Genomic DNA, 20,875 nt, shown 5'->3' on the forward strand with positions numbered 1-20,875 from the left:
CGCACCACAGCCGCCCCGGCCCGGCCTCCGCCGTCCATCAGCGAAATCCGCAACGGCCACAGGACTCGGTCGCCCGCCGATTGAACCCGGCCCGACGGGGCACCCGACACCACACGGGACCGCCCCCAGCCCAGGACCCGGAAACAGCACAGCCCCGGCACGGCATGCACAGTCGTACATACCGAACCGGGGCGGTGCAAAGAGTCTGGGTCGAACCCGCTAGCTCAGCCGACGACCTTCTTCAGGGCATCGCCGAGGGCATCGGCCTCGTCCGGAGTCAGCTCGACGACAAGCCGACCGCCGCCTTCGAGCGGAACGCGCATGACAATGCCCCGCCCCTCCTTGGTCACCTCGAGCGGGCCGTCGCCCGTCCGCGGCTTCATGGCCGCCATGCTCGTTCCCCTTCCTGAAACCAGCTCATCGTCAGCCGACGGCCCCCGGGATTGGGCACGCGTCACGGCATCGAACACATTGCTTCCAGGTCATTATCCCGCATCGCAGGACCCGATGACCAACATCGGTCTGCATCGCTTGCGCAACGCGCTCTATCAAAACCACCCAATTCGGCGATCCGCCTGCGATACTTCGCCGCCGCGGGTTCCTCCCACAAGGCCGATTGTTTGACGCAGGTCACATGCCCACCGCTGGTGATCTCCGCCATGCTGGGCGGACACGACGACTGCGCGACATCCGCGACGGAGGGGATCCGACCATGGCCGACAGCGTGCTGTACGAGGTGAGCGACGGGCTCGCGACGATCACGATCAACCGGCCCGAGGCCATGAACGCCATGAACACGGAGGCCAAGGTCGCGCTGCGCGAGGCGGCGCGGGCCGCCGCCGCGGACCCCGCGGTACGGGCCGTGCTGCTCACCGCGACCGGCCGGGCGTTCTGCGTCGGCCAGGACCTCAAGGAGCACGTGGCCTCGCTGACGGCGGACCGCGAGGCGGGCACCGGGCAGACGATGAGCACCGTGCGGGAGCACTACAACCCGATCCTGAAGGCGCTCACGGAGATGCCGAAGCCCGTGGTGGCCGGCGTCAACGGGGTCGCGGCGGGTGCCGGGCTGGGCTTCGCGCTGGCCGCGGACTACCGGGTGGTCGCGGACACGGCGGCGTTCAACACGTCGTTCGCCGGGGTGGCGCTGACCGCCGATTCGGGCGTCTCGTGGACGCTGCCGCGCCTGGTCGGCCAGTCGCGCGCGGCCGACCTGCTGCTCTTCCCGCGCTCGATCTCCGCACAGGAGGCGTACGAACTCGGCCTCGTGAACAGGGTCGTCCCGGCCGCCGAACTGGCCGCCGAGGCCCTGGCGACGGCCCGCACGCTGGCGTCCGGCCCGACGGTGGCGTACGGGGCCCTGAAGGCGTCCCTGGCCTATGGCGCGGGCCATACGCTCGCCGAGACGCTGGAGAAGGAGGACGAGCTCCAGACGAAGGCGGGCGCCTCCGAGGATCACGCGATCGCGGTCACGGCCTTCCTCGCCAAGGAGAAGCCGAACTACGTCGGGCGCTGACGGCCGCCGGGGCGGTGCTCAGGCGGCGCCGCCCCGCGCCACACAGTCCGCCAGGTGGTCGTCGACCAGGCCGCACGCCTGCATCAGGGCGTACGCCGTCGTCGGGCCGATGAAGCGCAGGCCCCGCTTCTTCAGGGCCTTGGCCAGGGCCGTCGAATCGTCGGTCACGGCCGGGACGTCCGCCAGGGTCCGGGGCGCCGGGCGAGTGGCCGGGTCCGGGGCGTACGACCAGATCAGGGTGTCGAGCTCGCCCGGTGACCACTCGGCCAGGACCCGCGCGTTGGCGACCGCCGCCTCGATCTTGGCGCGGTTGCGGATGATGCCCTCGTCGCCGAGCAGCCGCTCCTTGTCGGCGTCGGTGAACTCCGCGACCGCCGGGATCTTGAAGTCCGCGAAGGCACGCCGGAATCCCTCGCGGCGGCGCAGGATCGTTATCCAGGAGAGCCCCGACTGGAAGGCCTCCAGGCAGAGCCGCTCGAACAGCGCGTCGTCGCCGTGCACCGGGCGGCCCCACTCGGTGTCGTGGTACGTCACGTAGTCCGGGGTCGACAGACCCCAGGGGCAGCGCAGCCGGCCGTCGGGGCCGGGGATCGCGGCGGTCACGCCTGGGGCTCCTCGTCGGTCGGCCGGGCGGTGTCGGGCTCGTGCGCCGCCGGGCTCGGGCCGCCGGTCGTGAGCCCCGGCCGGTCCTGCTCGTGTCCGGCCACGGCGCTGGACCCGGCGGGGCCCGCCGAAGCCGTCGCGCGGCTGCCGCTCAGGGCCGCCTGAAGGTCGGCGATCCGCGCGTCCCGCTCGGCGAGCTCGGCGCCGAGCCTGCTCAGCACGTCGTCCACGTCGGCCATCCGGTAGCCCCGCAGCGCCACCGGGATGCGCAGCGCCTCCAAGTCATCGCGGGCCACCGGGCGGTGCTCGGGCAGCGGATCCACCAGGTGCTCGGGCTCGGCGTCCGGCAGCACCCCGCCGTCGTCACCGCCGCCGCCCACCACGGCGAGGGTCACCGCGGCGACCACGACGACCATCGCGATCAGCAAGAACCAGAACACGAGCGAGCCTCTTCCCGACGCCGGAAACTGTCGGGTCCGATCGTGCCATGCGGCACTGACAGTTAGGGTCGCAGGCGGACATCGACCAGGGAAGACACCGGAGGACACAGGGGATGCACAGCGGAACGGAGCGCGGCACGCTGCGGCTTGGCCGACGGGAGTTCGCCGCGCACGAGCCGGTGATCATGGCGATCGTGAACCGGACCCCCGACTCCTTCTACGACCGGGGCGCCACGTTCCGCGACGCGCCCGCCTTGGCCCGCGTGGAGCAGGCGGTGGCGGAGGGCGCCGCCATCATCGACATCGGCGGGGTGAAGGCGGGCCCCGGCGAGGAGGTGACCGCCGAGGAGGAGGCGCGGCGCACGGTCGGATTCGTCGCCGAGGTGCGCAAGCGGTTCCCCGAGGTCGTCATCAGCGTCGACACCTGGCGGCACGACGTGGGTGCGGCGGTGTGCGAGGCCGGCGCGGACGTCCTGAATGACGCGTGGGGCGGCGTCGACCCCAAGCTCGCCGAGGTCGCGGCGCGCTACGGCGCCGGTCTGGTCTGCACGCACGCGGGCGGCGTGGAGCCGCGCACCCGGCCGCACCGGATCGCGTACGACGACGTCATGGCGGACATCCTGCGGGTCACGGTCGGCCTGGCCGAGCGGGCCGTGGAGCTGGGCGTGCGGCCCGACGGGATCATGATCGACCCCGGTCACGACTTCGGGAAGAACACCCGGCACAGCCTGGAGGCGACGCGGCGCCTGGAGGAGATGGCCGACACCGGGTGGCCGGTCCTGGTCTCGCTGTCCAACAAGGACTTCGTGGGCGAGACGCTGGACCGGCCGGTGAAGGAGCGGCTGCTGGGCACCCTGGCGACGACGGCGGTGTCCGCCTGGCTCGGCGCCCGCGTCTACCGCGTGCACGAGGTCGCCGAGACCCGCCAGATCCTCGACATGGTGGCGTCCATCGCGGGCCACCGCCCTCCGGCCGTGGCCCGCCGGGGGCTGGCCTAGGACGCGGACAGGGGGCGCCGCGGTCCGCCGCACGCCCTCGGGCCGGCCGCGGCTAGTGTCCTGCGCCGGAGATCCGTTGGCAGTAGCGGGCGAGGGAGTCGAGGATTTCTGCGGCGGTTTTGGTCCAGATGAATGGCTTGGGGTTGGTGTTCCACTCCTTGACCCATGTGCGGATGTCGGCTTCTAGGGTTTGCACGTTGTGGTGTGTGCCGCGGCGGATCTTCTGGTCGGTGAGGAAGCCGAACCACCGCTCGACCTGGTTGAGCCAGGATGAGTAGGTCGGGGTGAAGTGCAAGTGGAACCTGGGGTGTCTGCCCAGCCATGCTCTGATCGTAGGGGTCTTGTGGGTGCCGTAGTTGTCGACGATGAGATGGACCGCCAGGTGGGCAGGGACTGTCTTGTCGATCCGGATCAGGAACTTCTTGAACTCCAGGGCCCGGTGGCGTCGGTGCAGGGCGGTGATGACTTCACCGGTGGCGACGTCGAACGCGGCGAACAAGGTGGTCAGCCCGTTGCGCACATAGTCATGGGTGCGTCGCTCGGGCATGCCCGGCATCATCGGCAGTACGGGCTGGGACCGGCCCAGGGCCTGGATCTGGGACTTCTCGTCCACCGAGAGAACCACCGCGCCCTCGGGCGGGTTGAAGTACAGGCCGACGACATCGTGGACCTTCTCCACGAACAACGGATCCGTCGACAGTTTGAAGGTGTCCGTCAGATGGGGCTTGAGCTGGAACCTCCGCCAGATCCGGCCGACGGTCGACTTCGACAGCCCACTGCGGTCCGCCATCGAAGAACGCGACCAGTGGGTCGCGTTCTTCGGGATCTCCTCCAGGGTCGCCACCACCACGGCTTCCACCGCATCGATCCCGATGACGGGCGGCCGGCCCGGCCGGGGCTCATCCACCAGCCCGTCCAGACGCTGAGCCAGGAACCGGCGCCGCCACTTGCGGACCGTGTCCGCAGCCACCCCCAGGTTCCGGGCCACCTCCACGATCGGCGGCACTTGCGGGCCCGCACACGCCAGCACGATCCGCGCCCGCAGAGCAAGTGACTGCGCCGACTTCGCACGGCGGGTCCACCGCTCGAGCACCGCACGCTCGTCCTCGGCCAGGAGTAACGCCTCCAGCTTCGGACCCCGACGAGGAACTGACGCACCAGCAGCAGAAGTCACACAACAACTAACGAACCACTACTGGCGCAGGACACTAGCGCCCGACCTCCTTGGTCACCAGGGCCACCGCCTCGTCCACGTCGTCCGTGACGTGGAACAGCAGGAGGTCGCCCTCGGAGGCCTTGCCCTGGCCGACCACGGTGTCGCGCAGCCAGTTGACGAGGCCGCCCCAGTACGCCGTGCCGAACAGCACGATCGGGAAGCGGGTGACCTTGCGCGTCTGGACCAGGGTCAGGGCCTCGAACAGCTCGTCCAGGGTGCCGAGCCCGCCCGGCAGCACCACGAACCCCTGGGCGTACTTGACGAACATCGTCTTGCGGACGAAGAAGTACCGGAAGTTGACGCCGATGTCGACGTGCGGGTTCAGCCCCTGCTCGAAGGGCAGCTCGATGCCGAGGCCGACGGAGATGCCGTTGCCCTCCCTGGCTCCCCGGTTCGCGGCCTCCATCGCGCCGGGCCCGCCGCCCGTGATGACGGCGAAGCCCGCGTCGACCAGCGCCCGGCCGATCCGCACGCCCGCCTCGTACTCGGGTGCGCCCGGGGGCGTCCGGGCCGAGCCGAACACGCTGATGGCGCTGGGCAGTTCGGCCAGTGCGCCGAAGCCCTCGACGAACTCGGACTGGATGCGCATGACCCGCCAGGGGTCGGTGTGCACCCACTCGGAGCCGTCGCCGTCGGAGTCGAGCAGACGCTGGTCGGTGGTGCCGGCCTGCACCTGGTCGCGCCGGCGCAGCACCGGCCCGAGCCGCTGTTCGAGCCGCTGCTCCGCCGGAAACGGTGCTCCCTCGGGGTTGGCCATGCCGTGCTCCCTCCACTGACGATGTTGCGCGTGCTCAGCCAGGGTAGGTCCGCGAACGTTACGAATGGCGGAATTCCGGCAGGCCACCCCACGACCGGGGCCCGGAGAAAGGCCACCGCGCCGTCACCGGGCCCCGGGGCCTCGCTCGGCCCGCCGGCCGGGCGCTCAGTCCGTCAGCCAGGACCGCAGCCGCACCTCGCAGTGCGTGATGCGCTCCACGGCGACGCGCTCGTCGCGCTTGTGGGCGAGCACCGGGTCGCCCGGCCCGTAGTTGACCGCCGGGACGCCGAGCTCGCCGAACCTCGCGACGTCGGTCCAGCCGAACTTGGGGAGGGCGCTGCCGCCGACGGCCGCCATGAACGCGGCCGCGGCCGGGTGCGAGAGGCCGGGCAACGCGCCGCCCGAGTGGTCGTCGACGACGAACTCGGCGATGTCGCAGTCGGCAAAGACCTCGCGGACGTGGGCGATGGCCTGGTCGCGGGTGAGGTCGGGGGCGTAGCGGTAGTTGACGGTGACCGTGCACTCGTCCGGGATCACATTGTTGGCGACCCCGCCCTCGATGCGTACCGCGTTGAGGCCCTCGTGGTACTCCAGGCCCTCGATCACCGGGCGGCGCGGTTCGTACGCGGCCAGCTTCGCCAGGATCGGTGCGGCACTGTGGACGGCGTTGGAGCCCATCCAGCTGCGCGCGGAGTGGGCGCGCTCTCCGGTGGTCTTCAACAGGACCCGCAAGGTGCCCTGGCAGCCGCCCTCGACCTCGGCGTTGGAGCCTTCGAGCAGCACCGCGAAGTCGCCCTCCAGCCAGTCCGGGTGGGCCTCGGCCACCTTGCCGAGGCCGTTGAGGTGGGCCGCGACCTCCTCGTTGTCGTAGAACACGAACGTGAGGTCGCGGTTGGGCTCGGCGACCGTCTGCGCGATCCGCAGCTGCACCGCCACGCCCGACTTCATGTCGCTGGTCCCGCAGCCCCACAGCATGCCGTCGTCGTCCAGGCGGGAGGGCACGTTGTCGGCGATCGGCACGGTGTCGATGTGGCCGGCCAGGATGACCCGCTCGGCGCGGCCGAGGTTCGTGCGCGCCACGATGTTGTTGCCGTACCGGTCGACGGTGAGGTGCGCCAGCTTGCGCAGCTCGTGCTCGATGGCGTCCGCGAGCGGCTTCTCCTGGCCGCTCTCGGAGGGGAAGTCGACGAGCTTGGCGGTGAGCGTGGGGGCGTCCGCGGTGAGATCCAGGGTGGTGTCAGCCATGCGCCCGACCCTAACTCCACCTCCGGTCGGCGAAGGACGCTCCAGTACGGTGGGCACCGTGTCCGAGCCCATCGACCTCCCGCGCCCCAAGCGACGCGGCCGCCTCCTGCGCATCACCGCGGCTCTCGTCGTACTGCTCTCGATCGCCGGATATCTGGTGGTTCAGTACGTCAGCGGGGGCCCCGGCGCGCCGAGATGCGTGGCGGGCACGGGTGACGGTGACGGCGCCACGTTCGGGATGAGCCCGGAGCAGGCGCAGAACGCCGCGACGATCACCGCCGTCGGCATCTCGCACGGGATGCCGGAGCGGGCGGTGACGATCGCGCTCGCCACCGCGCTCCAGGAGTCGGGCCTGCGCAATCTGAACCATGGCGACCGGGACTCGCTCGGGCTGTTCCAGCAGCGGCCCTCGCAGGGCTGGGGCACCGCCGAGCAGATCATGGATCCGGTCTACTCGGCCGGGAAGTTCTACAAGCACCTCGCCGAAGTCCCGGACTACTCGCGGCTTCCGCTGACGGTGGCGGCGCAGCGGGTGCAGCACAGCGGCTTCCCGGACGCGTACGCGAAGCACGAGCCGGACGCCACGGTGCTGATGGACGCGCTGACCGGGCGCGAGTCCGCGTCACTGACCTGCACGGTGGCCAAGACCGCGCAGCCGGGCGACCCGGCGCGGGTGCGCACCGATCTGACCCGGGCGTTCGGCGAGGGCGTGGTGGACGCGCGCCAGCCCGACGGCGCCGGCCAGGAGGTCGCGGTGCCGGTCCGGGTCACCGACGGCGCCAGTGGCGCGGGTTCCGGCCGGGAGCAGCGCGGCTGGGCCCTCGCGCACTGGGCGGTCGCGCAGGCCGAGTCGCTGCACATCGCGCAGGTCTCCTACGCGGGCCGCGTCTGGAGCGCCGACGACGCGGCCAAGGGCTGGGCCTCGGCCGCCGCCGCGGCCACGGACGCCGCCGCCTCCTCGCCGGGTTCCGCCGCAGGCGCTTCGGGCGCCCCCACGGACGAAGTGCGCATCACCGTCGCCCCCTGAGGAACCGGACACCCCGAGGAACCGGACACCTGTTCCGGAGCGCACTCGATGGGGGGCACCGCATCATTCCCCGTAGAGCGTTTCGCACCCCCGTCCGGACAACGGGGTGCCGAATCGTCAATCCCCTTGCGAGCACAGGGATCTGACGTATCGTCAGGGATTCGTGAGCGGATTCATTTGCCCGTTTTTATCCACAGTAGATAATGCGACGCATTACGAACTCTTTGCTCGGGGTCGCCGCAACTTCTCCTCCCCCAATGGCGGTTGTCACTGCGTCCGAGACCGGACAGCAGAAACTTCCAACCCGTCTGAAGGAGCATCATGTCCCTCCCCCTGACCCGTCGGATCGCCCGCGCCGCGCTGCTCATCGCGGCAGGTGCAGCGCCCGTGGTCGGTGCGGCCGGCTCCGCAAGCGCCGTGGACCTGCCCCAGGCCGCCCCCAACCTGAGCGGCCTGACCCAGATGGACCCGAGCTCCGTCAGCAACACCCTCGACGGTGCGGCGCAGAAGGCCACCGGCCTGGCCGGTGAGACCGGCGCCGCCACGGTCAAGAGGGCCGTGCCCGCCGCGGGCCGGACCGTCGGACAGGCGGGCAAGGCGGCCACCCCGGTCGCGCAGAAGGCGGCGGGCGACGCGGCGAGCAGCGCCGGCGAGATCCTCGGCTCGACCGCCGGTACGGCCACCCAGGGCGGCCTTCCGACCGGCGCCCTGCCCACCCAGGGCCTGCCGAGCACCGACCAGCTCCCCCTGAAGGGGCTGCCCGTCGGCGGCTGACCTGGACTCGGGTGATGTGAAGGGGCCCGGGGAGCGCGGACCGATGCCGCTGGTATGCACCAGTGGCGTCGGCGCGAACTCCCCGGGCCCCTTCGCGTACGGATACCGCCGGTCGCCCGCGGGCTACTGCCCGAGCCGCTTGACCGCCGTCTCGACCCGCTCGTCGGTCGCCGTGAACGCGACCCGCACGAACCGCTCCCCCGCCGCGCCGTAGAAGTCGCCGGGCGCCACCAGGATGCCGAGTTCGGCCAGGTGCGCCACCGTCTCCCAGCAGCCCTCGTCACGCGTGGCCCACAGGTAGAGGCTGGCCTCGCTGTGCTCGATGCGGAAGCCGTGCTTGACCAGGGCCTCGCGCAGCGCGGAGCGCCGGGCCGCGTACCGCACCCGCTGCTCCTGTACGTGCGTGTCGTCGCCCAGCGCGGCGACGGTGGCCGCCTGCACGGGCGCCGCGGTCATCATGCCGCCGTGCTTGCGGATCTGGAGCAGCTCGCCCAGTACGTCCGCGTCACCGGCGATGAAGGCGGCCCGGTATCCGGCCAGGTTGGAGCGCTTGGACAGCGAGTGGACGGACACGATGCCCTCGAAGCTGCCGCCGCACACCTCCGGGTGCAGCACCGAGACCGGCTCGGCCTCCCAGCCCAGCTCGAAGTAGCACTCGTCGGAGAAGACCAGCACGCCGTGCTTGCGCGCCCAGGCCACGATGCGGACGAGCTCGTCCTTGGCGAGGACCCGGCCCGTCGGGTTGGACGGAGAGTTGAGCCAGAGCAGCTTGAGGCGGGTGGGGTCGAGCCCGGCGCCCGCGGGGTCACTCGCGAACGTCTCGGTGTCGTAGACGACGGCCTCCGCGCCGCACAGCCGCGCGCCGACCTCGTACGTCGGGTAGGCGAGCCGGGGGTAGGCGACCTGGTCGCCCGCGCCGAGGCCGAGCTGGGTCGGCAGCCAGGCCACCAGCTCCTTGGAGCCCATGACCGGCAGGATGTTGGTGTGCTCGACGGAGCGCGCGCCGAGCCGCCCCTGCAACCACCCCTTGATCGCGTCCCGCAGCGCGGGCGTCCCCCACACCGTCGGATAGCCCGGCGAGTTCGCGGCCCCGGTCAGGGCCTGCTGGACGATCTCCGGAACCGGGTCGACGGGCGTGCCGACGGAGAGGTCCACGATGCCGTCGGGATGGGCCGCCGCCGTCGCCTTGTACGGCTCCAGCTTGTCCCAGGGAAAGACGGGAAGGCGCGAGGACACTGCGCTCACGAAAGGGGCTCACTTTCTCGTACGTACGGAGGCGGTGCGGCGGCCGGGCCGGGAAACACCGCGGCCCCGTACGGCAACGTGAGCCGTACGGGGACCGGGGGAAGCGCGATCAGCCGTTCTGCGGCGGCAGCGCTGCGATGAAGGGGTGGTCCCGCTCGATCAGGCCGAGCTTGGAGGCGCCACCGGGCGAACCGAGCTCGTCGAAGAACTCCACGTTCGCCTTGTAGTAGTCCTTCCACTCCTCCGGGGTGTCGTCCTCGTAGAAGATCGCCTCGACCGGGCACACCGGCTCGCAGGCGCCACAGTCGACACATTCATCCGGGTGGATGTACAAGGACCGGGAGCCCTCGTAGATGCAGTCGACCGGGCACTCTTCGATACACGCCTTGTCCTTGACGTCGACACAAGGCTGCGCGATGACGTAGGTCACGCTGTCGTTCCTCCTCGATAGGGCGCGGCGGGCCGATCTGCGGCTCCGTCCACGTGGCGCGCGGGAGCGCGGCGTCGTCGATGCCCACACCTAGTATCTCCGGTTCGGGGCGCGATCCGAACAGGAGGGGCGGAGAGACCTGTGGAATTCACCACCGGCGGACGGCTAGAGGTCCGAATTACGGCGGCTGATACGGGCAAACGCGTATCAGTCCGGCGCCTGAGCTCCAGTGGAACTCCAGGCTCCCTGTTCACCGACACGGTCGGTGTGCTCACATCGTGGGACGACGGTGTGCTGTCGATCACACGAAAGAGCGGCGAGACGGTCCGCATCGACGAGTCCGCGCTGGTCGCGGGCAAGGTCGTTCCCCCGGCTCCCGCCCGCCGCCGCGGCCCGGCCGCCTCCTTCGAGGAACTGGCGCCGGTCCTGGCGCGCGCCTGGCAGCCGGTGGAGAGCGAGCGGCTCGGCCTCTGGACGCTGCGGGCCGCCGCCGGATTCACCCGGCGCGCGAACTCGGTCCTGCCGCTCGGCGACCCCGGCATCCCGCTCCCGGACGCCCTCGCGTACGTGCGCGATTGGTACGCGGCGCGCGGGCTGCCCGCCTACGTCCAGGTCGCGACGGGCGCCGCGGGCACCCAGGAACGGCTCTGCGCGGATCTTGAAGAGGCGGGCTGGGAGCGCGAGGTGAGCGCCGAGGTGCGCATCGCGGCGCTCGCGCCCATCGGCGACCTCGGCGCGGACGTGGCCGGGGTGACGCTCGCCCGCACGGTGGACGAGGCGTGGCTGAGCCGATACCAGCGCTCGGTGACGCCGGGCGAGCACGTGCTGAAGGTCCTCAACAGCGGCCCGTCGGTGTGGTTCGCGTCGGTGCCCGGCGACGGGGCGGCGCCGGCCGCGATCGGGCGGTGCGTGGTGGACGGCCGCTGGGCGGGCTTCATGGCGGTCGAGGTGGACCCGGCGCACCGCCGCCGGGGCCTGGCCACAGCCGTGATGTGCGCGCTGGCCCGCCGGGCCCTGGACGAGGGCGCCTCGGCGGCCTGGCTCCAGGTGGAGGCGGACAACGAGGGCGCCCGCGCGCTCTACGAGGGCCAGGGTTTCGCGACGCACCACAGCTACCACCACTTCCGCCCGCACGTCCCCACCAGCTGACCAGAAGTACGAGGCTGCCATGGATCCGGAAGTCGCCGACTGGCGGCGGGAGTTCGCCGAAGAGGCCCGCTCGGAGCGCCCCGACGTGGTGACGCTCTGCCTGCTCCTGGGCGCGGTCGCCGACCCCGCGCTCGGACAGCGGGGCATCGACGCCGCCCACATCGAGCTGGACCGGCTGGCCGGCCTGCTCCCCTTCGGCCTCACGGGCTCCCGCGCCTGGGCACTGGCGCTGGCCGAACTCCTCGGCGGTGGCTGCGGCTTCCGCGGCGGCCAAGCCGACTACGAGCGCCTGGAGTCGTCCCTGCTGCACGAGGTGCTGCGGCGCAGACGCGGACTGCCCATCCTGCTCTCGGTGGTCTGGATCGAGGTGGCTCGCCGGGCCGGGGCGCCGGTGTACGGGGTGGCGCTCCCCGGCCACTTCGTGGTGGGCTTCGGCCCCCGCGAGGAGCAGGTGCTCGCCGACCCCTTCACCGGCGGCCGGCTGCTGACCCCCGCCGACGCGGACCTCCTGGTGGCGGGCGCGACGGGCGCGCCGCTGGAGGATTCGATGCTGGCTCCGGCCGACCCGCTGGACATCGTCCTGCGGGTCCTGAACAACATCCGGGCGTGGGCGGCGGCCCGCCCGGAGCACAGCGACGTGGCCCTGTGGGCCGTGGACCTGTCGCTGCTGCTCCCCTCCCACCCGGCCCGGCTGCGCTACGAGCGGGCCCAACTCCTGGTCCAGCGCGGTGACTTCCTCGCGGGTGCCGCCGAGCTCGACCATTACGCGGACGTCGTCGAGCAGGTGGAGCCGGCCGCCGCGGAATCGATCCGCCGACGGGCGAGGGCGGCGCGGGCGATGCTGAACTGACGGCGCGTGCCCCGCGTCCGCCGCTCCGGCACCGCCTAGGCTCTGTTGATCATGAGCGACCGCGCCACCGTCCACCCCGTCCCCTACCACGCCCAGTGGGCCTCCCCCGAGCTCGTGGAGGCGATCATCGGCGGCTCGCTCTCCGCGGCCGACGACCCGCTGTGGCGCGCGTACGGGGCCGAGAGCGCCGAGGAGTACGCGTGGTGGTCGTGGCGGCTGTGCGGGGTGGCGTGTCTGCGGATGGCGCTGGAGTACTGGCGGGGCTGGGCCCCGGCGCCGATGGCTCTCGCGGCCCAGTGCGTGGCGGCCGGGGCGTACGTCCGCCGGGGTGAGCGGCTGGAGGGTCTGGTCTACGCCCCGTTCGCGTCGTACGCCCAGGAACATTGGGGGCTCCAGGCGCAGGCCCGCCCAGAGCTTCCGGTGCGGGAGATCGCCCAACTGATCACCTCGGGGCATCTGGTGATGCTGTCCGTCCACCCCTCGATCCGCGAACTCGCCCCGTCCCCGCCGAGCCGGGGCGGTCATCTGGTCCTCGCCGTCGGCGTCACGGACGAGGCGCTGGTCTTCCACAACCCGTCCGGGTTCCACGGCCAGTCACAGGAGTTCGCCCGGATCGGATGGGGCGACCTCGACCGGTTCTACGCGGGGCGGGGGGTCGTACTCGGGGCCGGGCGCGGTGCCGAGGCGCACTGAACGCGCCACATCAGGCCAATCCGAGCTCCCGGTCCGAAAACCCTGCCGGAACGGCGAGCAGCGGTCACAATCTGTTGACGCGCCATCAACTCGCCGTTTTTTATGGCCTGTTGGGGTGGCCAGCCATGCCATGCCGACCACGGGAGCTCCGTTGACACGTCTCAGACCCATAGCCTCGCGCATCGTCCCCGCGCTGCTCCTCCCCCTCCTCGCCACCCTGGGCCTGGCCTCCCCGGCCGGTGCCGATCCCGCCCAGGCCGACCTGTCCGTGGCGCTGGACGCCTCCCCGCAGGGCATCGGCATCAACACCGCCACATTCACCGCGCGCGTCACCAACACCGGCCCCGCGGCCGTCACCGCCGCCCGGGTGTGGTTCAGCTACCCGGCCGGGTTCGGCCGGCCCTCGGCGTCCGGCTGCTCGGTCGACCCGGTGAACCGGACTGCCGTCTGCGCGCTCGGCGCGGTCCCCGCGGGCGCCACCGTCACCAGGCAACTGACGCTGCACGCGGGCCTGTTGACGATGAGCGGCAACCTGCCGGTCACGGCCGCCCTGGTCGATCTGGCCCCGGCCGACCCCGACCCGGGCAACAACTCGGCGGTGCACACCTGCTCAGCCTTCACGCTGCTCCTGGTGCGCTGCTGAGCGTCGGGCCCCGACTTACAGCCAGCCCTTTTCGCGGGCGATGCGGACCGCCTCCGCGCGGTTGCGGACGGCCAGTTTCTGGATGGCCGTGGAGAGGTAGTTGCGGACCGTGCCCTGGGACAGGCGGAGCGCCGTCGCCAGTTCGGCGTTGGTCGCTCCGTCCGCCGCGGCGCGCAGTACGTCGCGTTCGCGCTCGGTCAGCGGGTTCGCGCCCTCGGCCAGGGCGGCCGCCGCCAGGGTCGGGTCGATGACCCGCTCGCCCGCCAGCACCTTGCGCACCGCCGTGGCCAGTTGGGCCGCCGGGGCGTCCTTGACCAGGAAGGCCGCGGCGCCCGACTCCATGGCGGTGCGGAGGTATCCGGGGCGGCCGAAGGTGGTCAGGATGACGATCTTCACGGCGGGGAGTTCGCGGCTGAGGCGGGCGGCCGCCTCGATGCCGGTCATGCCCGGCATCTCGATGTCGAGCAGCGCGACGTCCACCGCGTGGGCGCGGGCCGCCGCCACCACCTCGTCGCCCCGGGCCGCCTGGGCGACCACCTCCATGTCCGGCTCCAGACCGAGCAGCGCGGCGAGGGCCTCGCGGACCATGGACTGGTCTTCGGCCAGCAGGAGTCGGATCATGTCCCGGATACTAGAGGGGTTTCGGACGGGCCCGGAATCAGCGGGATGCGCGCGGTCAGCGTGAATCCCTTGCGGTCGGCAGCGGTCTCCAGGGTGCCGGACACCTTTTCCAGGCGTTCGGCAAGTCCGGTCAGGCCGTTGCCGGCGACCGGCGCCGGGGACCCGGCGGCCCGGCTCTCGCCGTCGTCCTGGACGCGCAGTTCGAGGAAGCGGCCGTCCAGGGTCTGGCGTTCACCGAGGGTGACCCGGCAGTGCCGGGCGCCGCTGTGGCGTACGACGTTGGTGGCCGCCTCGCGCAGCACCCAGGCGAGCACCTCCTCCTCGGCGGCCGGCAGCCCCTCGGGTGCCTCGCCCGGCAGGTCCACCTCGATGCCCGCGGCGCACAACGCGATGCGGGCGCCCGCGAGTTCGGCGGGCAGGGTCGCCCTGCGGTAGCCGCTCACCGCAGCCCGTACGTCGACCAGGGCCTGGCGGCTCACCTGCTCGATGTCCGCCACCTGCCGGGCCGCCTGCTCGGGGTGGCCCGGGAGCATCCGGCCCGCCAGCTCGCTCTTCAGCGTGATGAGGGAGAGCGAGTGGCCGAGCAGGTCGTGCAGATCGCGCGCCATCCTCAACCGCTCCTCGTTGGCGGCCAGTTGGGCCACCGTGGCGCGCGCCTCGCGCAGTTCCACCGAGGTACGGATCAGATGGCGTACGCCCGTCATCGCGAAGCCACCCAGGAAGGCGGGGATGATGAGGCCGGGCACCACGTCGCCGACGTGGCTGACCCGCACCCCGATCAGGGTCATGGTGCCGGTCGAGGCGACGATCGCCCAGCTCGCAAGACCCATCGGCAGGGCCGCGCCGCACGAGACGGACACGTACACGAAGAGGACCAGCCAGGGCGAGCCGAGGGTCAGGGAGAGCGAGACGGCGAGGGCTGCCTGGACGCCCAGGAGGCTGTAGACCGTCACGTTGCCCGGCGGGCGGGCGGTGTGGCGCAGAACCAGGGCCAGGTAGACGGTGACGAAGGAGGCGAGGCCCAGCCAGCCGAGCACGGTGGCGACGGCGGTGTGGTTCCCGTCGAGCAGGTCGCTGATCGGCGCACCCATGAAGGCCAGCCAGATGCCGACCCACATCAGCTTCTGCCACATCTGGCGCCGCGTCTCGGGAGCCTGCCCGATCCGCGCCACCGAGTCCGTCCTGTGGCCCTGGTTCACGGCACTCACGCCTTCAGGGTGTCCTTCCGGTACAGCCACGCCGCGCCGCCCGCGAAGAGCAGGAAGTAGAAGACGAGGATGGCGAGGTCCTTGCCGTGCGGGGCGTTGCCCAGCTCAATGGCCTGTCCGAGGGCAGCGTACGCGTGCGTGGGCAGCCACTCCGCGATGTTCTGAAGCCACTGCGGGAAGACGGTGCTCGGCATCCACAGGCCGCCCAGAATCGACATGCCGAAGTAGATGATCATCGTGATCGGACGGACCGCGTCCCCGCTGGCGATGTAGCCGATGGCGACGCCGAGCGCGGCGAAGCAGAGCGAGCCCGCCCAGATGGCGAAGGTCAGCGCGCCCCACTGCCAGGCCTCGAAGCGCACCCCCTTGGCACCGGCCGCGACGAGGAACACCACCACGATGCACGGCAGGGTCACCACGGCGGCGCTGGCGATCTTCGCCAGGACGTAGCCGCGGCCGGGCAGGGTGGTCAGGCGCAGCTGGCGCACCCAGCCCTTCTCGCGCTCCTTGGCGATCTTCTCGCTGTTGCCCATCAGGACGGCGGTGATCGCGCCGAAGGACGCCATCGAGACCATGTACAGGGCGGGGAAGGTGAGGTCGGTGCCCTTGACCTTGGTGGTGCCGTTCTGCGAGGCCGCGAAGAGCAGGTAGAGCGCCGAGGGGTAGATCACCGAGAAGAACATGAACTTCTTGTTCCGCAGGGTGCGGGTGATTTCGAGCTTGATCAGCGTGTTCATGCGGCGTTGGCCTCCTCGGCCGAGGTGATGGCGACGAAGGCCTGCTCCAGGCCGAGGCCCGCGACTTCGAGGTTGCGGGGGTAGAGACCGAGCCCGTACACCGCGTGCATCGTGGCGTCCGCGTCGTGCGACTGGATGCGGACCGTGCGGCCCGAGATGTCGATCGTGGAGAGGAACGGCAGCCCGCGCAGGGCGGCTTCGTCGATGGCGCCCTCCAGGTCGAAGCTGACCCGGCGGGCGCCCGCCTTCGCCTTGATCTCGGAAGCGGTGCCGTCGGCGAGCAGGCGCCCCTTGTGCAGGACGAGCACCCGGTCGGCGATCGCGTCGGCCTCTTCGAGGTAGTGCGTGGCGAACAGGACCGTACGGCCCTGGGCCGCCTGCTCGCGCATGGTCGCCCAGAACGCCTGGCGGGCGGTGACGTCCATGCCGGTCGTCGGCTCGTCCAGGACGATCAGGTCGTTGGCCCCGGCCGTGGCGAGCGCGAAGCGGACCCGCTGCTCCTGGCCGCCGGACAGCTTGTTGACCTTGCGGTCGGCGATCTGCGCGATCCCCGCCCGGTCCATGACCTCGGCCACCGGGTACGGGTGCGGGTGCAGGTCGCAGCCGAGCTTCACCAGCTCGCGCACGGTCACGTCCTCCATCAGGCCGCCGCTCTGGAGCATCGCGCCGACCTTGCCGGCGTTGATGGCCTGCGCGGGCGTCATGCCGAACAGGCGGACCGAACCGGAGTCGGCGTTGCGCAGGCCGAGCAGGAGGTCGAGCGTGGAGGACTTGCCGGCGCCGTTGGGGCCGAGCAGGGCGACCGTCTCGCCGGGGTGGAGCGCCAGCGACAGGTCGGACACGGCCCGGACGTCGCCGTAGCTCTTGTGCACGTTCTCGAAGCTCACCACGGTCTGCGCGGTGCGCTCAGCGGGAGGGGCTGTCTGCGTCATGGATCCAGATTCGCCGACCGGCCCGCACGGCGGCAGTGGCGGGCGTCGTGACTTGAACATGACGGATGTCATGGGTACGGACATGACGCCGCCCCCGCGCCACGAGGGAGCGGGGGCGGAAGCCGTCCGGATCAGCTGGGGTTGAGCTCGATCGTCACGGTGCGCTGGGCGCCCTTGCCCAGCAGAGCGGTCTGCATGGCGTGCGCCACGTCGTCCGCCGACACCTCGTGCTTCTGGCCGTCACCCTTGGTGATCATGACGCCCTTGAACGTGCTGCCGAGCAGATCGGTGATCGCCTTCTTGTCGTAGACCTCGATCAGCTTCCCGTTGATCGGCTTCATCGAAAGGATCTTGGGGAGCGACTTCGCGGGGCCGAAGTCGATGTGCTTCCCGCCCGCCTTTATCGTGATGATCCCGGACATCGCGGGCTGCGCGAACTCCTTCATCGCCCGGTCGATCTCGGCCTGGGTGATGGTGGGCTGGCGGATCGAGACGGGCAGCGCCACCGCGTCCGCCCTGCCGGTCTGGACCTGGGTCCGGTAGGCGTCCTTCACCGAGATCATCGAGCGGTTCACGTCGAGGGCCTTGCCCGCCTTGCCGGGGACCGGGACCGCCTTGCCGGGTACGAACTTGATGGTGCCGTCCGTCGCCGAACCGGAGGCCCCCGCGAGGTCGGACAGCGCGACGCCGAGCTTCTCCTCGTCCACCGGGATCACCGGATCGGCCGCCCGCTTGCCGCCGAACAGCGACCCGATCACGTCCACCGGGTTGTAGTCGGCGCCCGCCGCGGCCCGCACGGTCGCCTGGCTGTCGAGCGAGAGGCCCGCGATCTCCGGCCGCAGCTGCTCCTGCTTGCCGTCGACGGTGAGGTGCAGCGGCTGGGCTGCGCGTTTGCCGAGCGTCTGGTCCAGCTTGGAGACGGCCTCCTCCTTGGTGCCGCCGCCGATGTCGACCCCGAGGACGGTGGTGCCCTTGGGCACCTCGGAGTGGTTGAGGACCAGACCCGCGCCGTACGCCACACCGGCCAGCACGACCAGGCCGCCGCCGATCAGGGCCAGCTTGGAGCGGCCCTTCTTGGCGGGCGCGGCGGGCGCGCTGCTGCGGGCCGGCGGGGCGGGCGGCGCGGACTCGGACTCCGCGAAGTCGGGGTCCGGGGGCGGCATGTGGTTCGGACCGCCGGGACCGGACATCCCGGGCGGGTAGGACGCGCCGCGGTGCTCCGGCGGAACGACCGGGATGCCGCTGGTGAGGGTGTCACCGGAGACCTGGCCGTCAGGCGCGGGCGCCGCCGGGTTCACGGCGGGGTTGGCGAGCGGGTTGCCCACGGACTGCGCGAACGGGCTGGGCGCCGGGGCCTGGGGGGTGAGGATCGCGGTGTCGTCGGACAGCGCGGGGCCGGTGCCGTGGCCGCCGGGAGCGAAGGGGTGGGTGCCACCGCTGTGGCCCGGTCCCGGGACAGGACGGAAGCCGTCGCCGCGGGCCGGGTCCTGGCCGGGACGCAGGTCCTGGCCGCGCGCCGGGTCCTGGCCGGGGCGGAAGCCGTCCGAGCGAGCCTGATCCGGCCCCGGACGCAGCCCGTCGGAACCGGCACCCCGTCCGGAATCCATGCCGGGACGCGAGCCGTCGCCACGCCCCATGTCCGCGCCCGGACGCACACCTTCGCCAAACTCGCGTCCCAACTCGGGCCGCTGGCCGGGCAGTTGACCCCCGCCCGCGCCGCGGCCCTGGTTCTGGGAGTGCGCGGCGCCCTGCCCCATGCCCGCCCGGTTGCCGACCGGCCTGGTCGGCAGGGCGGCGCTCCCGGTGACGGGTCCCGTGGTGGGCCCGGAGGGCGGCGTGGCACGCCCCCCGTCCGGTCCACCCGCACCGTTCGAGGCGTCCGAGGCGTACGGGAAGTCGGGCCGGGGAGTGCCGGACGGCGGGGTGGCCGAAGAGGGCGGGGCCGCCGGGGACTTGCGCGGGGCGAACCAGTTGCTGGCGGGCGGCTCGGCGGCGGCCTCCGGCTCGGCCTCGGGCGCCTCGGGTCTGGCCACCGAACCGGTGCGCTCGCTCACGCCTTCCGCGTCCGGCGGCCTGACGACATCGCTCATCGGCGTACGCATCACGACCGGCGGAATGGGGCGCGAGCCCGGGATGTTGATCCGGATCCGCGTCGTCAGCGTGGTCTCGGTCTTGGGCTCGTCCCGCTCGGCGGCGGCTTCAGGAGCGTCCTGACCGGCGAGTGACGGGGTGCCGTACGGCGGGGTACCCGACGGGTACGCGGCGGCGCCCCGCCCGTGGGGGCCGGAGGACGAACTGTCAGTTTCACGACTCAAGGCTGGTTCACTCCCGATTGGCTCCGCCACCCGGTCTCGTTCACGTGGTCCCTCTGTACGGGCGGCTCGGCGGCGCGCACCACCATACTGGCCGCCGCGTTCGCGTACGGGGCGGCCCGGACAAGGCGCGCCCCGTCCTCCTCTACTGCGTCGCCACGCCCGCGCACGTCACTCGCCAAGTCGGGCCGCCGGGCCGCCCGGTTGGGCGAACTGGCCGACCGTGGCACAGATCACAGCCGCGACCATGCCGCCGAGCAGGAAGACATACGACCCGATTCCGGCGCCGAAGACGAAGTCGCCCTCCGGGCGCGAGGTGGTCAACAGGATGACGGCGACCAGCCAGCCGGCCGCGGGCGCCCCCGCTCCGCCCCGGCCGCCGGTCAGTTGCGTACCGGCGTAGAAGAGCCCGGCGGCCCCGGCCAGCGCCAGCACCAGGCCGCCGGGGAACCAGGCGGCCTGGACCAGCGCTCCGGCCGCCGCGACGACCGCCCCGAGCACAACGAGGAGGAGGTGAAGGGCGATCCGTGCGACGCCGCCGCCCACCCCGGCGTTCGGACGCGTACCCGCGCTCATGCGTCCACGCCTTCGAACAGGTCGCGCTCGCGCCGACCGGGCCCGGCGCCGCTCTCGCCGACCGCCAACTGGTAGTACTCGGTCGTGAAGACCGGCTGGGCCAGGTCGTTGGAGAGCGCGAAGTAGGGCCCGCGCACAACGATCTGGGTCTCGTGGGCACGCATCGCGGCGCTCTTGGCGGCCGCGTACGCGCTGCCGTCGATCTCGGCCGTGATGCCCGACTCGTCCACCACGCCCGGTACGTCGTCGATGGCGGCGATGCCCGGGAAGTCCGGGTTCGCGGCGTGGAGTTCGGCGAAGGCCTGCTCGGCGACCGGGCGGGGCACCCGGTTCCAGTAGATCTTCGCGATGCCGTGCGGTTCACCCAGGTCGCGGCGGTAGCCGGATTCCGCGGCGAGTTCGGCGGCGCGCATCGCGACGCGGTGCGCCTGGATGTGGTCGGGGTGCCCGTAGCCGCCGTTCGGGTCGTAGGTGACGAGGACCTGCGGGCGCACCGAGCGGATCACCTCCACGAGGTACGCGGCGGCCTCGTCCACATCGGTGTTCCAGAACGCTCCGGCGCGGTGGTTCTGCTCGACGCCCATCATCCCGGAGTCGCGGAACCGGCCGGGACCGCCGAGGAACCGGTGGTCCGGGACTCCGAGTTCCTTCATCGCGGCGGCGAGTTCACCGATCCGGTGGGCGCCGAGGCTGCCCTCGCGGTCGGGGGCGAGATGGGCAAGACCGGGCGGGATGACCTCGCCCTCTTCGCCGAGGGTGCAGGTCACCAGGGTGACCTGGGCACCCTCGGCCGCGTACTTGGCCATGGTGGCGCCGTTGTTGATCGACTCGTCGTCCGGGTGCGCGTGCACCAGGAGGAGACGGCGGGCGGGGGAATCCGACATGGGCCCAGCCTACGAGGCGCGG

At 72.0% G+C, this 20,875-nt stretch carries 23 protein-coding genes; 8 read left to right on the forward strand and 15 right to left on the reverse strand.

Features of this window, described 5'->3' with window-relative positions; translation table 11 throughout:
* Positions 1–224: 224 nt before the first annotated feature.
* Positions 225–392 (reverse strand): DUF3117 domain-containing protein, encoded by a 168-nt coding sequence (locus tag OG522_RS13485; RefSeq protein ID WP_003966491.1) that lies wholly within the window; start codon positions 390–392, stop codon positions 225–227.
* Between the two features lie 320 nt (positions 393–712).
* On the opposite strand from OG522_RS13485, the gene OG522_RS13490 reads away from it, so the two are divergent.
* Positions 713–1,513, forward strand: a complete 801-nt coding sequence (locus OG522_RS13490; RefSeq protein ID WP_329463216.1) for an enoyl-CoA hydratase/isomerase family protein — start codon at positions 713–715, stop codon at positions 1,511–1,513.
* An 18-nt stretch (positions 1,514–1,531) separates the two neighbouring features.
* Here OG522_RS13490 and OG522_RS13495 read toward each other — a convergent pair whose 3' ends face one another.
* Positions 1,532–2,116, reverse strand: a complete 585-nt coding sequence (locus tag OG522_RS13495; protein ID WP_329463217.1) for a DNA-3-methyladenine glycosylase I — start codon at positions 2,114–2,116, stop codon at positions 1,532–1,534.
* Positions 2,113–2,556 carry a hypothetical protein gene (locus OG522_RS13500; protein ID WP_329463218.1) on the reverse strand — a complete coding sequence of 148 codons (444 nt, stop codon included), beginning with the start codon at positions 2,554–2,556 and terminating at the stop codon, positions 2,113–2,115. The genes OG522_RS13495 and OG522_RS13500 overlap by 4 nt, the downstream gene beginning before the upstream one ends.
* 113 nt (positions 2,557–2,669) lie before the next feature.
* Between OG522_RS13500 and folP the strand changes: the two genes are divergently transcribed.
* Entirely contained in the window at positions 2,670–3,554 is an 885-nt protein-coding gene (gene folP, locus OG522_RS13505; RefSeq protein WP_329463219.1) for a dihydropteroate synthase, read from the forward strand.
* Positions 3,555–3,606: 52 nt separating this feature from the next.
* Here the strand turns inward: folP and OG522_RS13510 are convergent, their stop codons facing one another.
* The 3 genes from OG522_RS13510 to dapE all read right to left on the reverse strand — a co-directional run bounded on the left by OG522_RS13510 (position 3,607) and on the right by dapE (position 6,772).
* Positions 3,607–4,728 (reverse strand): IS630 family transposase, encoded by a 1,122-nt coding sequence (locus tag OG522_RS13510; protein WP_443074695.1) that lies wholly within the window; start codon positions 4,726–4,728, stop codon positions 3,607–3,609.
* 34 nt (positions 4,729–4,762) lie between these two features.
* The gene (locus OG522_RS13515) at positions 4,763–5,527 is read right to left on the reverse strand and encodes a TIGR00730 family Rossman fold protein (RefSeq protein ID WP_329463220.1); all 765 of its coding nucleotides are present in this window, start codon (positions 5,525–5,527) and stop codon (positions 4,763–4,765) included.
* A 165-nt stretch (positions 5,528–5,692) separates the two neighbouring features.
* Positions 5,693–6,772 (reverse strand): succinyl-diaminopimelate desuccinylase, encoded by a 1,080-nt coding sequence (dapE, locus tag OG522_RS13520; RefSeq protein WP_329463221.1) that lies wholly within the window; start codon positions 6,770–6,772, stop codon positions 5,693–5,695.
* Positions 6,773–6,821: 49 nt separating this feature from the next.
* On the opposite strand from dapE, the gene OG522_RS13525 reads away from it, so the two are divergent.
* Together OG522_RS13525 and OG522_RS13530 are read left to right on the forward strand one after the other, a co-directional pair.
* Positions 6,822–7,799, forward strand: a complete 978-nt coding sequence (locus OG522_RS13525) for a hypothetical protein (RefSeq protein ID WP_329463222.1) — start codon at positions 6,822–6,824, stop codon at positions 7,797–7,799.
* A gap of 321 nt (positions 7,800–8,120) precedes the next feature.
* Positions 8,121–8,573, forward strand: coding sequence for an ATP-binding protein (locus OG522_RS13530; protein ID WP_329463223.1), 453 nt, complete (start codon positions 8,121–8,123; stop codon positions 8,571–8,573).
* Between the two features lie 123 nt (positions 8,574–8,696).
* On the opposite strand, the gene dapC is transcribed toward OG522_RS13530, so the two are convergent.
* Positions 8,697–9,818 carry a succinyldiaminopimelate transaminase gene (dapC, locus tag OG522_RS13535; RefSeq protein ID WP_329463224.1) on the reverse strand — a complete coding sequence of 374 codons (1,122 nt, stop codon included), beginning with the start codon at positions 9,816–9,818 and terminating at the stop codon, positions 8,697–8,699.
* 109 nt (positions 9,819–9,927) lie between these two features.
* The gene (gene fdxA / locus OG522_RS13540) at positions 9,928–10,248 is read right to left on the reverse strand and encodes a ferredoxin (protein WP_003985062.1); all 321 of its coding nucleotides are present in this window, start codon (positions 10,246–10,248) and stop codon (positions 9,928–9,930) included.
* Between the two features lie 141 nt (positions 10,249–10,389).
* Here fdxA and OG522_RS13545 point away from each other — a divergent pair, with 141 nt between their 5' ends.
* From OG522_RS13545 to OG522_RS13560, 4 genes are all read left to right on the forward strand, one after another.
* Positions 10,390–11,397: a GNAT family N-acetyltransferase gene (locus OG522_RS13545; RefSeq protein ID WP_329463225.1), complete on the forward strand. Its 1,008-nt coding sequence runs from the start codon at positions 10,390–10,392 to the stop codon at positions 11,395–11,397.
* 19 nt (positions 11,398–11,416) lie between these two features.
* On the forward strand, positions 11,417–12,247 hold the full coding sequence (locus OG522_RS13550) for a transglutaminase-like domain-containing protein (RefSeq protein WP_329463226.1): 831 nt from the start codon (positions 11,417–11,419) through the stop codon (positions 12,245–12,247).
* A 51-nt stretch (positions 12,248–12,298) separates the two neighbouring features.
* A complete protein-coding gene (locus OG522_RS13555; RefSeq protein ID WP_329463227.1) occupies positions 12,299–12,940 on the forward strand; it encodes a C39 family peptidase in 642 nt (213 codons plus the stop codon).
* A gap of 151 nt (positions 12,941–13,091) precedes the next feature.
* Positions 13,092–13,583, forward strand: coding sequence for a hypothetical protein (locus OG522_RS13560; RefSeq protein WP_329463228.1), 492 nt, complete (start codon positions 13,092–13,094; stop codon positions 13,581–13,583).
* 15 nt (positions 13,584–13,598) lie between these two features.
* Here OG522_RS13560 and OG522_RS13565 read toward each other — a convergent pair whose 3' ends face one another.
* From OG522_RS13565 to mshB, 7 genes are all read right to left on the reverse strand, one after another.
* Positions 13,599–14,204, reverse strand: a complete 606-nt coding sequence (locus OG522_RS13565; RefSeq protein WP_382808114.1) for a response regulator — start codon at positions 14,202–14,204, stop codon at positions 13,599–13,601.
* Positions 14,201–15,337, reverse strand: coding sequence for a sensor histidine kinase (locus tag OG522_RS13570; RefSeq protein ID WP_329467574.1), 1,137 nt, complete (start codon positions 15,335–15,337; stop codon positions 14,201–14,203). The genes OG522_RS13565 and OG522_RS13570 overlap by 4 nt, the downstream gene beginning before the upstream one ends.
* 71 nt (positions 15,338–15,408) lie before the next feature.
* The gene (locus OG522_RS13575; RefSeq protein ID WP_329463229.1) at positions 15,409–16,149 is read right to left on the reverse strand and encodes an ABC transporter permease; all 741 of its coding nucleotides are present in this window, start codon (positions 16,147–16,149) and stop codon (positions 15,409–15,411) included.
* Positions 16,146–17,081 carry an ABC transporter ATP-binding protein gene (locus OG522_RS13580; RefSeq protein ID WP_329463230.1) on the reverse strand — a complete coding sequence of 312 codons (936 nt, stop codon included), beginning with the start codon at positions 17,079–17,081 and terminating at the stop codon, positions 16,146–16,148. Before OG522_RS13580 ends, OG522_RS13575 begins: the two co-directional genes overlap by 4 nt.
* A 131-nt stretch (positions 17,082–17,212) precedes the next feature.
* A complete protein-coding gene (locus tag OG522_RS13585) occupies positions 17,213–19,396 on the reverse strand; it encodes a hypothetical protein (protein ID WP_329463231.1) in 2,184 nt (727 codons plus the stop codon).
* Between the two features lie 168 nt (positions 19,397–19,564).
* Positions 19,565–19,969, reverse strand: coding sequence for a DUF6113 family protein (locus OG522_RS13590; protein WP_329463232.1), 405 nt, complete (start codon positions 19,967–19,969; stop codon positions 19,565–19,567).
* Positions 19,966–20,853 (reverse strand): N-acetyl-1-D-myo-inositol-2-amino-2-deoxy-alpha-D-glucopyranoside deacetylase, encoded by an 888-nt coding sequence (mshB, locus tag OG522_RS13595; RefSeq protein WP_329463233.1) that lies wholly within the window; start codon positions 20,851–20,853, stop codon positions 19,966–19,968. Before mshB ends, OG522_RS13590 begins: the two co-directional genes overlap by 4 nt.
* Between the last annotated feature and the right edge of the window lie 22 nt (positions 20,854–20,875).

Origin of the sequence: Streptomyces sp. NBC_01431, assembly GCF_036231355.1 — a bacterium.
Lineage (GTDB): Bacteria > Actinomycetota > Actinomycetes > Streptomycetales > Streptomycetaceae > Streptomyces.